Source organism: Alteromonas sp. I10, from assembly GCF_003201515.1.
GTDB lineage: Bacteria > Pseudomonadota > Gammaproteobacteria > Enterobacterales > Alteromonadaceae > Alteromonas > Alteromonas macleodii.
In genome coordinates this window covers 400,418-415,189 of the sequence record NZ_QJJN01000001.1, presented here as the reverse complement: position 1 = coordinate 415,189, position 14,772 = coordinate 400,418, and the positions used below count along the sequence as shown (strand labels likewise).

At 44.0% G+C, this 14,772-nt stretch carries 12 protein-coding genes and 1 tRNA gene; 7 read left to right on the top strand and 6 right to left on the bottom strand.

Features of this window, described 5'->3' with window-relative positions:
* Positions 1-104: 104 nt before the first annotated feature.
* Genes BZA03_RS01725 through BZA03_RS01715 form a run of 3 tightly spaced genes read left to right on the top strand, consistent with a single transcriptional unit; the run spans position 105 to position 3,393 of the window.
* Positions 105-1,349: a hypothetical protein gene (locus BZA03_RS01725; protein ID WP_014948882.1), complete on the top strand. Its 1,245-nt coding sequence runs from the start codon at positions 105-107 to the stop codon at positions 1,347-1,349.
* Positions 1,350-1,358: 9 nt separating this feature from the next.
* Positions 1,359-1,802: a hypothetical protein gene (locus BZA03_RS01720; protein ID WP_014948881.1), complete on the top strand. Its 444-nt coding sequence runs from the start codon at positions 1,359-1,361 to the stop codon at positions 1,800-1,802.
* On the top strand, positions 1,795-3,393 hold the full coding sequence (locus BZA03_RS01715) for a sensor domain-containing diguanylate cyclase (protein ID WP_110287790.1): 1,599 nt from the start codon (positions 1,795-1,797) through the stop codon (positions 3,391-3,393). The genes BZA03_RS01720 and BZA03_RS01715 overlap by 8 nt, the downstream gene beginning before the upstream one ends.
* 136 nt (positions 3,394-3,529) lie before the next feature.
* Here the strand turns inward: BZA03_RS01715 and BZA03_RS01710 are convergent, their stop codons facing one another.
* On the bottom strand, positions 3,530-4,096 hold the full coding sequence (locus tag BZA03_RS01710; protein ID WP_014948879.1) for a cytochrome b: 567 nt from the start codon (positions 4,094-4,096) through the stop codon (positions 3,530-3,532).
* Between the two features lie 480 nt (positions 4,097-4,576).
* Between BZA03_RS01710 and asd the strand changes: the two genes are divergently transcribed.
* Complete coding sequence (asd, locus tag BZA03_RS01705; protein WP_014948878.1) at positions 4,577-5,701, top strand: aspartate-semialdehyde dehydrogenase; 1,125 nt, start codon at positions 4,577-4,579, stop codon at positions 5,699-5,701.
* 118 nt (positions 5,702-5,819) lie between these two features.
* Here asd and BZA03_RS01700 read toward each other — a convergent pair whose 3' ends face one another.
* Complete coding sequence (locus BZA03_RS01700) at positions 5,820-6,179, bottom strand: VOC family protein (protein WP_069943988.1); 360 nt, start codon at positions 6,177-6,179, stop codon at positions 5,820-5,822.
* A 125-nt stretch (positions 6,180-6,304) separates the two neighbouring features.
* Here BZA03_RS01700 and BZA03_RS01695 point away from each other — a divergent pair, with 125 nt between their 5' ends.
* Positions 6,305-8,830 (top strand): ATP-binding protein, encoded by a 2,526-nt coding sequence (locus tag BZA03_RS01695; protein WP_258364566.1) that lies wholly within the window; start codon positions 6,305-6,307, stop codon positions 8,828-8,830.
* Positions 8,831-8,834: 4 nt separating this feature from the next.
* Here the strand turns inward: BZA03_RS01695 and BZA03_RS01690 are convergent, their stop codons facing one another.
* Together BZA03_RS01690 and BZA03_RS01685 are read right to left on the bottom strand one after the other, a co-directional pair.
* A complete protein-coding gene (locus BZA03_RS01690; RefSeq protein WP_258364565.1) occupies positions 8,835-10,025 on the bottom strand; it encodes an OprO/OprP family phosphate-selective porin in 1,191 nt (396 codons plus the stop codon).
* Between the two features lie 163 nt (positions 10,026-10,188).
* Complete coding sequence (locus tag BZA03_RS01685) at positions 10,189-11,205, bottom strand: 2-dehydropantoate 2-reductase (protein ID WP_110287787.1); 1,017 nt, start codon at positions 11,203-11,205, stop codon at positions 10,189-10,191.
* A gap of 219 nt (positions 11,206-11,424) precedes the next feature.
* Between BZA03_RS01685 and BZA03_RS01680 the strand changes: the two genes are divergently transcribed.
* The gene (locus BZA03_RS01680) at positions 11,425-12,594 is read left to right on the top strand and encodes a patatin family protein (RefSeq protein ID WP_075176231.1); all 1,170 of its coding nucleotides are present in this window, start codon (positions 11,425-11,427) and stop codon (positions 12,592-12,594) included.
* A gap of 236 nt (positions 12,595-12,830) precedes the next feature.
* Positions 12,831-13,265, top strand: coding sequence for a hypothetical protein (locus BZA03_RS01675; protein ID WP_110287786.1), 435 nt, complete (start codon positions 12,831-12,833; stop codon positions 13,263-13,265).
* A 187-nt stretch (positions 13,266-13,452) separates the two neighbouring features.
* Here BZA03_RS01675 and BZA03_RS01670 read toward each other — a convergent pair.
* Positions 13,453-13,543, bottom strand: a tRNA-Ser gene (locus BZA03_RS01670).
* 122 nt (positions 13,544-13,665) lie between these two features.
* Positions 13,666-14,721, bottom strand: a complete 1,056-nt coding sequence (gene nadA / locus BZA03_RS01665; protein ID WP_039227298.1) for a quinolinate synthase NadA — start codon at positions 14,719-14,721, stop codon at positions 13,666-13,668.
* Positions 14,722-14,772: the final 51 nt, after the last annotated feature.

Here is a 14,772-nt window from a genome sequence, read left to right as displayed (position 1 = left end):
TTCATACGTTTTCCTGTTTCTTTACTATTCTTACTGTAACCAGCAGCTCGAAAGTATGATTTTTAGGTGTTAGCAAAGACAAGCTTGAATTTGGATACGCATTGATGATTAAAAAGCCCTTCTCAGTTATCGCTATGGTGATGAGCTTCCTCATTGTTAATAGTGCGTTTGCTGAAAAAGAGAACGTAAAGGTTAGTGGTTTTGGCACCGTTGCAACAGCAACTTCCGATTCTGACAGGTATCAGTTTCGTTCAGACCGGTCTCAAGCTGAATCGGCGAAAAAAGGCGGCCTTGCATTCAAGCCTTTGAGTTTAGTTGGCGTACAGCTTGATTACAGCGTTTCTGATAACCTAGACTTTGTGGGTCAATTCGTTTATCGAGAGCAAGATGAGCAAAACCTGGATTCGATAACCCAGATGGCTTTTCTAAGATACGATATAACCCCATCGTGGCAAGTAAGAGCAGGAAGACTTGCGGCCGATATTTTTCACTTCAGTGATACCAGAGACGTGTCGATAGCCTATCCTTGGGTGAAAGTCCCCACCGAGGTTTACGGTATTGTTCCCGCAAGAAGCTTTGATGGAGGAGACATTAGCTACACTAAGCCTTACGACAACTTTAATTTATTGATTAAAGGCTTTTGGGGAAGCGGAGAGAGTGACTTTTCTAGTGACGATTACAACCCGATTAGGTTTAATAACTTACGTTCAATTGGTGTTGAATTTGTCTCATTCGACTGGAGCCTTGCTCTTAAACACACCCAAACCGAAGCGGACAATGACGACGAAGATTTAGCAGTTGTCGCTGCTTCCGTTGCGCAGCTACAGCCATTTTGGAGCGGCGCCATAGACTTTGCTAAAGAAGTAAGCCTTAAAGATACAACCATTCACTATACGTCCGTTTACTTCAACCGTTATTTTGATGCGTGGGAGCTTTCTGGCGAGCTATCATATATCGATTCAAATTCAATTGCGTTGAGACCCTCTTTTAATGGCTTCCTCAACCTCAGCTATCTTTATGGTGCGCATACATTCTACGGTTTATACTCATTTGCAAAGACAGACACATACTTTCTTAGCCAAGAGCAACCTGGCTTCCCAATAAACGAGAGCACTGCTCAACTAGCCGTTTTTGTAGAAGAAGTAGCGAGTAGCTTGGCACATCATCAACAAACACTTTCTCTCGGATGGCGTTGGGATTTGCAAGAAAACCTAGCCTTTAAAGTGCAGCTTGAGCGAACTGATGTTGAAGCTAGAGGAACTGGCCTACGCGCCAGAGATGGTCTTGTTGTAGATGATGAAGATGGGGTTGTTCACACTCTCTTTGTTGCGTTAAGTTTCAGCTTTTAGGGGGAGGAGATGACTTTTTATAAACACTTCTCACCCCTACTGGCTGTCGTGCTTGCCTTGTATAGCTTTTCCTCAGTAGCGCAATCACAAGAGAAAATCGTTGTTGTTACTAACTTAAACAATGATGTGCAGGTTTTAGATAAGAAAGGGATTATAGATCTCTTCATGGGCAAGTACTCGGCTTTCCCTAACGGTAGGCAGGCAACGCCCATCGATATAGAGCTTAATGACGAGCTAAAAGGTCAATTTTATAAATCGCTGGTGGGCCTTCCCCTTGCTCGCGTTAATGCGTATTGGTCTAGACTGAAGTTTTCTGGACGTGTTAAACCACCTGCGATAGAACAAACTATAGAAGATGTTAAACAACGGCTAGAAGACGATGAGTCAGCCTTAGCCTATGTATATGAGTCATACGTCACCGACAAAATGAAGGTAGTGTACCGCTTTGATTAACATCCACGGCTTAGGGTTTCGTTTTTCACTCATATTAGTAGCTGCTGCTATGCTGGTAGTACTTACGACCGCCGAATTTTTTTATCGCGCTACGTATGAGCACGAAATTAGTGAAGCGAACAACGATATTCAAGAACTTTACCAAACCGTTGCCGCAACGGCGTCTATCGCTGCTTTTTTAGAAGATGAAGATCTGGCAAAAGAGGCGATCAACGGCTTGGTTAAAAGTGAAAAAATACTCGCAGCGTCTATTAAAAGCGATGCAATGTATTATCAATTCAATGTGAACGATGCCATCAGCAAAGACGTCAAGCCTCGGGTATTTTTGGTGAGGCACCCATTCATTCCTGAAGACACCTTGGCTGAGGTCAATGTTTACCCCAACTTTGCCCACATTATTGAACAGGCGAAAAAAATAAGTACTGACAATAATTATTCATTGTATGTTGAAGCAGTGGTTGTCGGCATTGTTGCGTTGATAATTACCTACTACATCATAATCTCTCCTATGCTTCGCGTGGGTCGTTCACTGCATAAGATTACTCCAGGCACAAAAGAAAGAATTGAAATGCCGGAGTATCACTCCCGAAGTGAAATAGGCGAGCTGGTGCAGGACACCAATCAACTGTTAAACAAAGTCGAAGAGCAATTCACTCAAGAGCGTCAACTTAGGGAAGAAATCGAATTTCTGGAAAAGCGTTTCAGAATGCTTTTTGAAAACGCAAAGTCTGCCACTGTGTTAATGGCGGAAAATGGAATTATCGAGCTTAGAAATAAGGCCTTCAACGACTTGGTAGAAAAGATTGGCCTAGAGATAAAGCAAGGTTATGGCGAGCTACTTGAGGAGCTATTTGAAGCGCCTACTGCAATGAAAACTTCGCTTTCGGAAGCATTTGCACGCAATGAGTTTGCAACAGGTGAATATAAACTAAAATCAGAGAAAACTAACGACGCCACATGGGTTCAACTAATCGCAAGCCCTTTAGTCACTGATGATGGCGAACGCTACTATCAGCTGACGCTGAATGATATTTCTAGTAGAAAACACGAACTCCAGAAACTGGCCTTACAGGCAGACTTCGATGCACTCACAGGTATTTATAATCGCAATGGCGGTGAAAAGCTGATTGCGAAGTTAATGAGAAAAGACCACCACTTCGCTCTCGCGTTAATTGACCTGAACGGCTTCAAAGCGGTGAACGATATTTTCGGTCATGATGCGGGCGACGAAGTACTCATCTTTGTGGCTGAACAGTTACAGGAAAAAATTCGCAAAAACGATGTAGCGATACGTTGGGGCGGCGATGAGTTTGTATTATTACTTCAAGCTGAAGACGAAGTTTCTGTAAAACGCGCCATAGAAAAAGTGAATGACGGGGTGAAGCAACCTTTCTACTTTAACGGCGACCCAGAGCCAACCTTTATTTCAATGAGTGTGGGCGTTTCCTTTTTCCCTGCCATGAGCGATGACATGAGTACGTTAATAAAACTGGCTGACATTGCCATGTACAAAGCGAAACAAAACAAGGTCTCAGCGCCCAATGACTATCTCTTCTTTGCTGACTCAGCATCACGTAATGGCAGCCAATAAATGTTGAAGAAAAAAGCCGAGCAAAAATAGCTCGGCTTCTACGTGAAAGTTATCTACCTGTTCTCCCTAGGTGCAAACTTCAGTCAAAATACTTTTACCATGACGAAGGTATACACGAAAACTAGGATATTAAGCACTACTCGCCAATGGTTTTGCCTAGCATGCGCTTCAATGTGCCATCTTTATCAACGAAATGATGCTTAAGAGCGCCAGCAATGTGTAGCAAGAGTGCGACAATAACGGTATAACCAAGATAGAAGTGTATAGCGCCACCTGCTTTGGAAAGCTCGTAATTTATCGGTAGCGTTTTCTCAGGATCTTCAACACTATAATTTGGCGCGAAAACCTCCAGACCAAAAACTGACAGCCCGTGCCCACCCAATACCGACGCCATCAAGCCTGAAATTGGCATTAAGAGCGTGGCGATAATTAACACCCAGTGCACAACTGACGCTAATTTATGCTCTATTGGCTTATAGTTAGCAGCAGCGCTAGGCCAACCATTTTTCATGCGCCATACCACACGTGCTAGTGCGACAAAGAGTACAAGAAAACCAATCGCTTTGTGCCAGGGGTATAGTGCATATACACCGTTTTCCGACATGTAAATCCCAGTGGCAAGCAAGCCAATAATGGTTAATCCAACCAACCAGTGCAAAAATACCGTAGTGGTAGCAAATTTGTTATGACTATCGTACTGCATGCGTTCCTCACTTTTATTTTCATATTAAGAACTACGTTTTCCTTAAAGCGTATCTCAATATTGTATATCTCCTCACACATTGTGAGGGATTAATTCTATTTATAAGGCAATTTTTAGACCGTAAGCAGCGCAAAGACACAATGAGGGGTTAATACAGGTTCACTCTCTACCCTGCGCTTTGATTGCTCCTTCAAGTGTTTTGTTTAAATTTTTTGCCATGAACTAGCCGTTTCTAAAATGCTTATATCAGCGATAGATTATTTATAAAAACCATCTAGCCAGCGGGATAAATAACACTTAGACTGCAAAGACAAAAATAAAAACGACAGGTATTGCGCCAGCACAATAAAGCAGCGGCGTTCGACATCATTCTACGTTCAATTGATAGACACGTTAATTCATAAGTACATGTGTTAGCGTTGAGCAAAAGGCATAGGTGGTGAAGTACTTTTCATTTTAGTAACAAGGGTTCTCAATTTAATGTCACAACAAAAAGTAGGTTTAGTGGGCTGGCGCGGTATGGTTGGCTCAGTATTAATGCAGCGCATGCAAGAAGAGCAAGATTTCGCGCACATTGAGCCCACCTTTTTCACTACCTCGCAAAAAGGTAGTGCAGCACCAGATTTTGCTGGAAAGGATGCTGGTGTTCTAGAAGATGCGCACGATATCGAAGCGCTATCTAAACAGGATATCATTATTACCTGTCAGGGCGGCGACTACACAAAAGCCGTGTACAACGATTTAAGAGCCACTGGCTGGAACGGTTATTGGATTGATGCTGCGTCAGCGCTTCGTATGAAAGACGATGCCGTAATTATTCTAGATCCAGTAAACCGTAAAGAAATTGATAGTGGCATTGAAAAAGGCATTCGTACCTACGTAGGTGGAAACTGCACGGTTTCCCTTATGCTTCTGGCACTCGGTGGCCTGTTTGAGAAAGACTTGGTTGAATGGGCTTCGCCAATGACCTATCAAGCCGCTTCAGGTTCAGGTGCACAGCACATGCGTGAGCTAATTAATCAAATGGGTGCAATTCACAGTAATGTGAAAGCTAAAGTTGAAGATCCTGCTACCGCGATTTTAGAAATTGACCAGCAAGTGTCTGAGTTTATTCGAAGCGCAGACTACCCTAGTGAACAGTTCGGTGTTCCGCTTGCGGGTAGCTTAATTCCGTACATCGATTCGCAACTACCTTCAGGTCAAAGCCGCGAAGAGTGGAAAGCCCAAGCGGAAGCCAACAAGATTTTAGGCATTAAAGGCAGTGAAGTGCCGATAGACGGTATTTGTGTACGTGTTGGCGCCATGCGCTGTCATAGCCAGGCTATCACACTTAAGCTAAAGAAAGACTTGCCTCTAGCCGAAATTGAAACAATCTTGGCTAACCACAACGACTGGGTAAAAGTGATTCCTAACGATCGCGACGCGACGATGCAAGAACTTACGCCAGCGAAAGTGACCGGTACACTGTCTATTCCCGTAGGCCGTATTCGCAAGCTTAACATGGGTCCTGAATATATCTCGGCATTTACTGTCGGCGATCAGCTATTGTGGGGTGCCGCAGAGCCGCTTCGCAGAATGCTGCGCATTGTGCTTGAGCAAAAGTAACGACAAGCCAATAGCTAATTAATCTGAATTTAGAGCGCCTTGCTGTGTCGTTACACGCAAGGCGTTTTTTATCAGACTATAAAAGCCAGAATCACTAGACATCGTAGACACGATAGCGCTATTTTGCCGACTCAGACCAAACAGCAAGCTCATTGCCACCAGGCTCGACAAAATGAAAGCGACAGCCCCCCGGGAAGTCAAACAACGGTTTAGTAATTGCTCCACCTGCTTTTTCTACACATTCTTGCGATTCAGAAATGTTATTGGAATACAGCACCAATAAAGGCGCACCACTTTCTGCCTTCATCACACGTTGTGCAGAAAAAATCCCTCCGTCCATGCCAGCATTGCTAAACGCACTGTATTCACTGCCATAATCGGTAAAAGACCAGCCAAACGCACTTTCAAAAAACGCTTTTGAGCGGCGAATATCTAGAGATGCAAATTCGACATAGTTGAGTTTGGTGCTTTCTTGCATGTCACTCTCCTCTTTTTAAAAAATGATGAGCTCATACTATCACCAACTTTAGACTTATTGATTAAATTCTAAACGTGCTTAATCGTTTAACATAAGACAAATAGCATTTATTCGGGTCACTTAGTTTGCAGCATTTTATTAGTTTGGCTTTATTGCTTGCCCTAACTTGGAGTATGGGAACGGTTAGTGCTCATGCATCTATCTCAGACAAGGTCAGCGAAATTAAAGTGGACGTTGAAACCTTAGTGCCTATGCCTATAGGGGCAGCAATAAAAAAGCTTGAAGCTTGGTTGTTATCTGACACATTAACGCAAGATGAAAAAAGAAAAGTGGGCGCGCTTTATGTTCAGTACCAACTCTCGATCCACCAACGCCCTTCCGAAAAAATCTTAAATTCGCTGATTGCGTTGCAAGACAACTCGAGTGAAGGGCTTACAATCGCTACTGGTGTAGCAAGAATGTATGGTATTTCAGCAGACTACGACAAAGCCTACGAGCACTTTAACCGCGTTGTTGCAACGCCTGATATTCCACCAAGCGTAAAGGCATACGCGCTTGTTTACCAGGTATTAACTTACAGCGAGGGGCAGGTTTTTGCGCCTAACGCTGAGCTTATCAACACAGTAAACGATATACTAACCAAACATACGCTTACCAAGCTTCGACCGTTGTACTATGCAATTGTGGCAGACTACTATCAATCAGTCAGCGCTTATGACATTGCGCTGTCTTACTATGAGAAATCGCTTGATGGCGCCAAAGTTGAAAACCAGCGAATTTTGGTCAGTGACAACCTATACGCCATTGGTATTCTGTATAGAAATCTAGGAGACTATAGCAAGGCCATCGACTACTTTGAGCGCGCCATGGAATTCGATTCACAAATTGATATCAACTATTCTGAGTTCCTTGCCACTTACGGTATCGCCACCACCTATTATCGTTCAGGTAATCTTCAGAAAGCACTGACACTGTCTGATATCGTTCTTGCTCATCCTCTCTCATCTTCTTTTTACAATAGCGAAATTTACCGTTTAAAAGCGGACGCTCACCTTAGTTTAGGAGAACTGGATAAGGCGACAAACGCGCTCAATAAAGCACGTGAACTCTACGATGAAAACCGCGACGCTGAGCAAACGACTTGGCGCGCTCAGCTGGACAAAACAGAAGCCTACATTACTGCTGCGAAAGGTGATCACGCGTTGGCATTCAAACAATTTGAGGTTTTCCATGAAGCCTATTTGAACGCAAAGAAATATGAAGACTTAGAGCTAATAAAAAGCGCCAACTTAATTGATCAGATAACTCAAGAGAAAGACAGAGCAAATCAACTTGAGAATGAGAATAAAGCATTCGAGGAAGCGCTTTTGTTGAAGACAGAGGCTCAGCGCACCCAATCACTTTTTTCCACGTTGCTCGTCATACTTATCACACTCACACTAGTAACAATTGTTATCATTCTGATTTTATTGAGTAAATCAAGACAGGCTAATGCGCTTTACTTAACGGCGAAAGAAAAAGCAGAATTAAACAATCGGTTAAAGTCTGAGTTTATTTCTAATATTAGTCACGAGATTCGCACGCCTTTAAATGCCATTATTGGTTTTGGACAATCGTTAGCTAGCCGCGCAGCAGACGTGCAAGCAAAGGATCTTACCAAGAAAATCGTCAATGCATCTGAAATGCTGCTTCAACTTATTAACGACCTACTCGACTTTTCGAAGATTGAAGCGGGCAAGCTAACGTTGGCTATCAGGCCTCACGACATCAATGAAAGCCTGTGCACATTAGTCGACATATTTTCAGACCAAGCGGAACGCAAAGGATTAGTACTCCAGCTTCATATCGACAAAAGCCTTAATAACGATTTGATGTTTGACGAACTTAGATTTAAGCAAATATTGGCAAACCTAATAAGCAATGCCATCAAGTTTTCTGATAAAGGAATTATAGAAATTGGATTATCCGTATCAGAGTCGAACGATAGTCATTGTGCCCTGCACTGCTGGGTAAAAGACAACGGGATTGGTATTTCGAAAGAAAACCAAGTAAAGCTGTTTACGCCTTTTACGCAAGCAGAAAGCTCCATAGCGAGAAAGTATGGCGGCACAGGCCTAGGGCTTAACATCAGTAATAATCTGCTTAAGCTAATGGGCTCTTCACTAACGCTTGAAAGCGAATTAGAACGAGGCTCTACTTTTTCTTTTGATGTCACGTTTGCTGTTGCAGCAGATATTGATGTTCCGCTGTCTGAGACAACTCAGCAACACGTTACGCTAGAAGGCGCTCGTGTCCTCCTTGCAGAAGACAACGACATTAATGTTGAAGTAATAAAAGCGCTTCTTGATGAATTCCATTTAGATTTAACACACGTATCAAACGGACAAAAGGCCATTGATGCATTGAAAGCGTGCACTTATGATTTGGTACTAATGGATATTCAAATGCCTGAAGTTGATGGGCTTAGCGCCACACGGCATATAAGAAATGTGCTTAAGTTGAAAACCCCCATCATTGCCCTGACGGCTAACGCCATGCAGCAAGATATCGACAACTGTCACGCGGCAGGAATGGATGCCCATGTGGGCAAGCCCGTAGACAAGGCTCGCCTTGTTAACACACTAGGTGAGTTTCTTGCTCGCCCGGCGTGAGTAGTTAAAAGCTGACGTCCCACTGCAGAGAGTAGATGGTCTCGTCCCCTACTTCAGTATCGAACTGATCCAGTGAAACCCTGCTTACCTCTGCGGTTAGTTTGTTTTCGTGGCCATTAAAAAAATAGTTGAATGCTACTGTCTTTTCAAAAAAGCGTTCGTCTTGTTCACTGTCTCGGGGCGAATAGGTCCCGAAGCGTGCAGCCATTTCAAGGGGCTCTGGCCACCAGCTGATTGATTCACTCAAAAAATAACCCGCCTGCACATAATAGCCGCGCAGCGTAGTTTCTCTATTGTTGTCCGCTAAATCCACAATATCTTTTTCATGATATTCCGCTTGAGCATTAAACCCTTTATAAAAATAGGCACCATCAATCACAAACTGCTGAATGTCGTACTGACCTTCGATCTCGCCCGCACTAAAGTTGGCTAAATTACCAGCGCCAGACGATGAAAAACGCGTAAACTGGCTTTTGAACTTCGCACCTGCTATTGCTAGAGCGGCTTTGGGCGTAGCTGTTCGTTTAATGTCACTGTTTTTAAACCCGACAGACTCACCTAAGAAATTCCACTGTAATCGCCCTGTATACATATTCTCGCCATCGTGATTGCTATAATCACCACGGCCCGAGCCATTGAATACTCCTACCCAGTAATTGAAATTGGCCGCGCCTGGGCCATCAAAATTACCGTACAGGGATGCCCCCATTTGCCTATCTAGCGTAAATATTCTGTTGATGATTGAACGATCCATCATTTGCTGGCCGCCACTGCTTACACTGCGTTCTCTGGAGTACTCGACTTTCCACTGACCAACCTTAAACCGAAGCGCGTCATACTTTTCAAAAGATAGTGTAGCGGTCAGCGTGCGCTGATCGACAGCATCGTATTCCACACCATATTTAATCCAAGGCAAACCAATGTGACCGTCTAATTTGACCCGCGCTCTGTTAACGCCAAATTGATTACCGGCGTTATGCTCAAAGTCAGCACGCTCGGTAGGCTGGCTTATACCGGGATTGGCATAGCGAAACTGAAATCTACCGCGCACGCGTAGTGAGAAGGTATTGTTGTCGCTTTGAAATGAAAGGCCGTTGCCATTGTATTGAGAGAACGTTGCGCTAGATTCGCGCTCGACATCAACCTCAGACGCTACAACCGTCGTATGGAAAAGCGACGCCCATAAAGTACTCAACAGAAGACAAGAAGAAAAACGATTTTGAAAAAGCAAAGCACACTAAATATAACGGAAGTTTGCGCGCAGGATATATACTTTAGTATAAGAATCAAGTGTTCTGACATAAAAATGACACAAAACTGTAATATTTAACGTTGAAATACACCGTTAGATAGACCTGTCACTTTAACAGTAAAGCATTTGCTGGTAAGTGAGGACTTCCTTTCTTAGCGACTTCGTGTTGTTTGATCAGGTTAACAATATGCTTATTCACTGGCGTCGCTATGTGATTTTTTTCACCGAGCCTGACTATCTCGCCGTTCAAATAATCAATCTCCGTTCGTCGCCCCAGTGCCAAATCTTCATACATTGATGAACGTGCTTCGGGATCTATTTTAAGCGTAGATGAAGCCACCACATTGAATAAAAAATTAGGTAGCTTCATAATTTTTGGCATCAGTTTGGGAATGACCTTACCGGTTCTTGCTGGTGCAATTCCTTCCGCTTTTAATACTGCTAACGCCTCGGACAACACCTTTGCCATAACCAACCTATATTGCCTATCCCCTAGCTGTGATTTCAGCGGTATACCCGACAGTGCATTGACCGCGTTATTCAAGTTCATAATAAGTTTGCCATACTGTACAGCTTCCATATCGTTATAAACCGTAACGGGCAACGACGCGTTGTTAAGCGCTTTTATGATGTCACTACATTGGTTATTGGGGTCTTCAAGGGCAATATTACCTTCAGTACCACTGTGAAAATGGCCGTTGCCTTTATAAAAAACATTGAAAGGCACCATGCCTGCAATTACGCATTGCTTTATGTGCTGGCGAAGCAGGTGTGCATTACCCACTCCGTTTTGAAGACTGACTACGACTGCTGATTGCTTTGCATGCTGATTGATTATCGCAGCAGCCTGCTCGGTATCTTGGCTTTTAACGCAAAGCAAAATGACGTCAGCATCAACTAAACTATCGTTCTCAATCGAAAAAGCTATATGCTCAGGCTTTGTTAGCTGCTCACGCCCTTGCCAATCCGTTACTTTAAGACCATTGGCAGTAATATCATCATATAAACGCTGACGGCCAATGAGCGTAAGCGCATTTGCGACGCTCAATGTGGGGTCAGAGGCTAACAGGCAGCCCGCTACATAACATCCAATGCTTCCCGCACCTAACACGGCAATTTTCATTATTGACTCCCAATGAAAGTTTAGCTTTCAACACTTTGTTAGACTGCGATTAAACGATCAAAATGTAAACACAAAAATCACAATGAAATAACAAAAAGTGTTTCAGTATCAGTTATTTCCTATCAGTCCGATTTATTATTTCAATTTTCTCCGGTGTCGTGATCTCCCTACAATTAGACCAAGTAGTCAATTTATAGTCATGGTAAATAGAGGGTCATCATGTCGGGTCAACAATCTGCTCCTTCTCTCGCTTATTCAAAAGCACGCAATGCTGAAATGTCGAACAATGGCAAAGTTGCCTTGGTTGCGGAAGGTGGTGGACAGCGAGGAATTTTCACGGCAGGCGTACTCGATACATGGTTAGACGCCGGACACGACCCTTTCGATATTCTTATCGGCACATCAGCAGGTTCACAGAACTTAACGAGCTTTGTGGCGCGTCAAAAAGGCTATGCAAAGCGTCTTATTCGCGGCTTAACTCGACACAAACGCTTTTTCCAAATGGGAAGAGGTTTAATGGGCAAACATATTGTCGATTTAGATTGGTATTTTGACAAAACCCAAGAAGCGAACCGTTTACTTGATCTTGATACTGCGAAGGCTAATGTTGCGGACAGAGAAATTTTATTTACCGCCACAAATTCCAGAGACAGACAGGCGTATTTTCTCGATCCAATGAAAAGTACTCACAACTGGGTCGATCTTATCAAGGCTTCGAGCGCCCTCCCCTTACTTTACAAACAGGGCGTACCGCTGCACATTGATGTCGAGACAAAAAAGGCAGCCAATACCGATTTCTTTCTAGACGGTGGTTTGGCTGCACCGTTGCCTGTTACCGAAGCGTACAAGCGCGGCGCGACGAAAATCGTAGTTATTCGCACCGTAGATAGAGGCTTTCAAGTACAGTCGCCTTGGCTACAAAAGTTAAGCGCGGTAATGTGCGCAACGGGCACGTGCCCAAAGACCATCGACTATCTGCTGCAGCACGAACAAGCGTATCAAAAAGAGCTGGCGTTTATTGAAAACCCGCCAGAAGGCGTAGAGGTTATTCAAATTTTTGCGTCAGATAAGCTTCAAAGTAAATTGTTAGGTAGTACAGACGCACAGCTTCGTCATGATTATAAACTCGGTAAGCAAGCTGGAAGTGCCTTTTTAGAAACCGAAAACAAAGCAATTGCTTACCAGCTAGAGGTAAACAGACAGCCTGTTGCTCCGTTTTTCGATGTAACTGATACACCCAAGGGCATGCATAGTAAAGACAGCGCTAGTTATAGTGTGAAATCAGAACATGCTGCATTAAATGGTGAACGTCCAATTAAGTTGCCTTTCCCAGCACGTCGAACAGGCAAAATAGATAAAGTAGATAAAGAGAATAGGATCTCCGCGTAGCCCGTTTACTCATTTGATAAAGGGTGCTTGGCAGCAGGTGCCTTTTCTCTATTTTGCTACTCTTTCAGTAATATTTCTGTGTTATTTCGGTGCTATTTCGGTGCTTTTTTCGCCATGTTTACATCATGACTTAGTAAGCTCCTCTCCCGTTCTTGCCTCTATTGGCGGCAAACGGGTTGACATTGTCTGGCAGAATATTTATAACGCGCTCACCCACATAATCATTAAATGTAACCATGTCAGAATTATCAACACCCGTAAAACAAACTGAAGCCCATAAACTTATCGAAGGCCTATTGAAGTCGAACGACCCAACTGCTGATCTAGATAAGATTGCTGAAGAATTCAACATTGCGAATTGGGGACAGTCTAACGCTGTTTCTGCTGATTTGTACTCAGCAGTTAGAGACTTGCTTGGCAAAGGCGTTGTGACTGGTAATGACCTAGTTTCTGGAAAAGACACCATGGACCCGATTGTACATAAAGTACAAGCGGAGACAGAAAAGCTTATTGCTAACCCAAGTGAAGCGGACGCTGATCGCGTTCAAACGTTTGTACTTGGCTTCCTACGAACGTTCGTGAGCCAATTACTTCACCCAGGTACGAAGAAAGCGATTTACGCGAAAAAGCTTCCTGACCTAATCAAGCTTCACCAGCAGGTTGCGAAGTAATTAGCTGCGGCGCGACATCACAGATGAAAAGCTATTAGCTTTAGCATACCAGCGTCGCAACAATTGCGTTTAAAAAGAAACCCGCTTCATAGCGGGTTTCTTTTTACGTAAGCGAAAAGTGTCCGCGCATCATCCAGCGCTGATCGGTAGGCACAAAAAAACCGGCCTAAAGCCGGTTCTCAGTATTTGGCGGAGAGAGAGGGATTCGAACCCTCGATACGCTATAAACGTATACACACTTTCCAGGCGTGCGCCTTCAGCCACTCAGCCATCTCTCCAAATTTTGTATCAAGAAGAATTCAACGACGAAAACCCTTGAGCGCGCGTATAGTAGGTAAAGCCGCGCGCTTAATCAAGAACTTGCTGGAAAATATTCAGCAAGTGCTTATAAAACGTGCGCTTATAGCCCGCCTTTCGCTTTTAACTCGGCTGAGAAGTTAAGCATGCGATCAAGTGGAATGAGTGCACCTTTACGCAATTCATCATCAACAAAGATTTCATGCCCATCAGTTTCGCCCGTTAAAGACGCCTTAATCGCTTCTAAGCCGTTCATTGCCATCCAAGGGCAGTGAGCACAGCTTTTACACGTAGCGCCGTTACCGCCCGTTGGAGCCTCTATAAACGTCTTCTCTGGAGTAAGTTGTTGCATCTTGTAAAAGATGCCTTTATCGGTAGCAACAATAAAGGTGTCGTTATCCATGGTTTGCGAGGCTTTTATTAGCTGACTGGTTGAGCCAACTGCATCTGCCATCTCTACCACACTTGCGGGTGATTCAGGGTGAACCAGAACTGCTGCGTTTGGATACAGTGCTTTCATGTCTGCTAGTTTCTGTGCAGAGAACTCGTCGTGAACGATACACTCGCCCTGCCACATTAGCATGTCGGCACCCGTTTGCTTGGCAATGTACGAGCCTAAGTGTCGGTCAGGGCCCCAAATGATTTTCTTGCCCTGGCTGTCTAAGTGCTCAACGATTTCAAGCGCGATGCTTGACGTTACTACCCAGTCAGCGCGCGCTTTTACTGCCGCTGATGTATTTGCGTAAACCACTACAGTGTGGTCAGGGTGCTGATCACAGAATTCGCTAAACTCTTTTACCGGGCAACCAATATCAAGCGAACACGTTGCTTCAAGTGTTGGCATTAGTACGGTTTTTTCAGGGCTAAGAATTTTTGCCGTTTCACCCATGAAGCGAACGCCAGCAACAATTAAGGTTTGTTCTTGTGCATCTCTTCCGAAGCGCGCCATTTCCAATGAGTCTGCCACGCAGCCACCAGTCTCTTCAGCGAGTGCCTGAATTTCATGGTCGGTGTAATAGTGTGCGACAAGCACAGCGTTACGGGCTTTAAGTAAAGCTTTGATCTCAGCCTTTAATTCAGCTTTACGTGCTTCTGACAATGGCTGTGGTTTTGCTGGGAACGGGTACTCTACCTGATCCACTCGAAATGCTACTGACATTAACCTACATCTCTGTTGCGACAAGGGTGCGGATTATACCCAACTGTCATA

What these genes read in the sequence shown, in the direction of transcription:
- BZA03_RS01725 (WP_014948882.1), top strand. Translation starts at nt 105, where the DNA reads ATGATTAAAAAGCCCTTCTCAGTTATCGCTATGGTGATGAGCTTCCTC.
- BZA03_RS01720 (WP_014948881.1), top strand. Translation starts at nt 1,359, where the DNA reads ATGACTTTTTATAAACACTTCTCACCCCTACTGGCTGTCGTGCTTGCC.
- BZA03_RS01710 (WP_014948879.1), bottom strand. Translation starts at nt 4,096, where the DNA reads ATGCAGTACGATAGTCATAACAAATTTGCTACCACTACGGTATTTTTG.
- asd (WP_014948878.1), top strand. Translation starts at nt 4,577, where the DNA reads ATGTCACAACAAAAAGTAGGTTTAGTGGGCTGGCGCGGTATGGTTGGC.
- BZA03_RS01700 (WP_069943988.1), bottom strand. Translation starts at nt 6,179, where the DNA reads ATGCAAGAAAGCACCAAACTCAACTATGTCGAATTTGCATCTCTAGAT.
- BZA03_RS01685 (WP_110287787.1), bottom strand. Translation starts at nt 11,205, where the DNA reads ATGAAAATTGCCGTGTTAGGTGCGGGAAGCATTGGATGTTATGTAGCG.
- BZA03_RS01680 (WP_075176231.1), top strand. Translation starts at nt 11,425, where the DNA reads ATGTCGGGTCAACAATCTGCTCCTTCTCTCGCTTATTCAAAAGCACGC.
- BZA03_RS01675 (WP_110287786.1), top strand. Translation starts at nt 12,831, where the DNA reads ATGTCAGAATTATCAACACCCGTAAAACAAACTGAAGCCCATAAACTT.
- nadA (WP_039227298.1), bottom strand. Translation starts at nt 14,721, where the DNA reads ATGTCAGTAGCATTTCGAGTGGATCAGGTAGAGTACCCGTTCCCAGCA.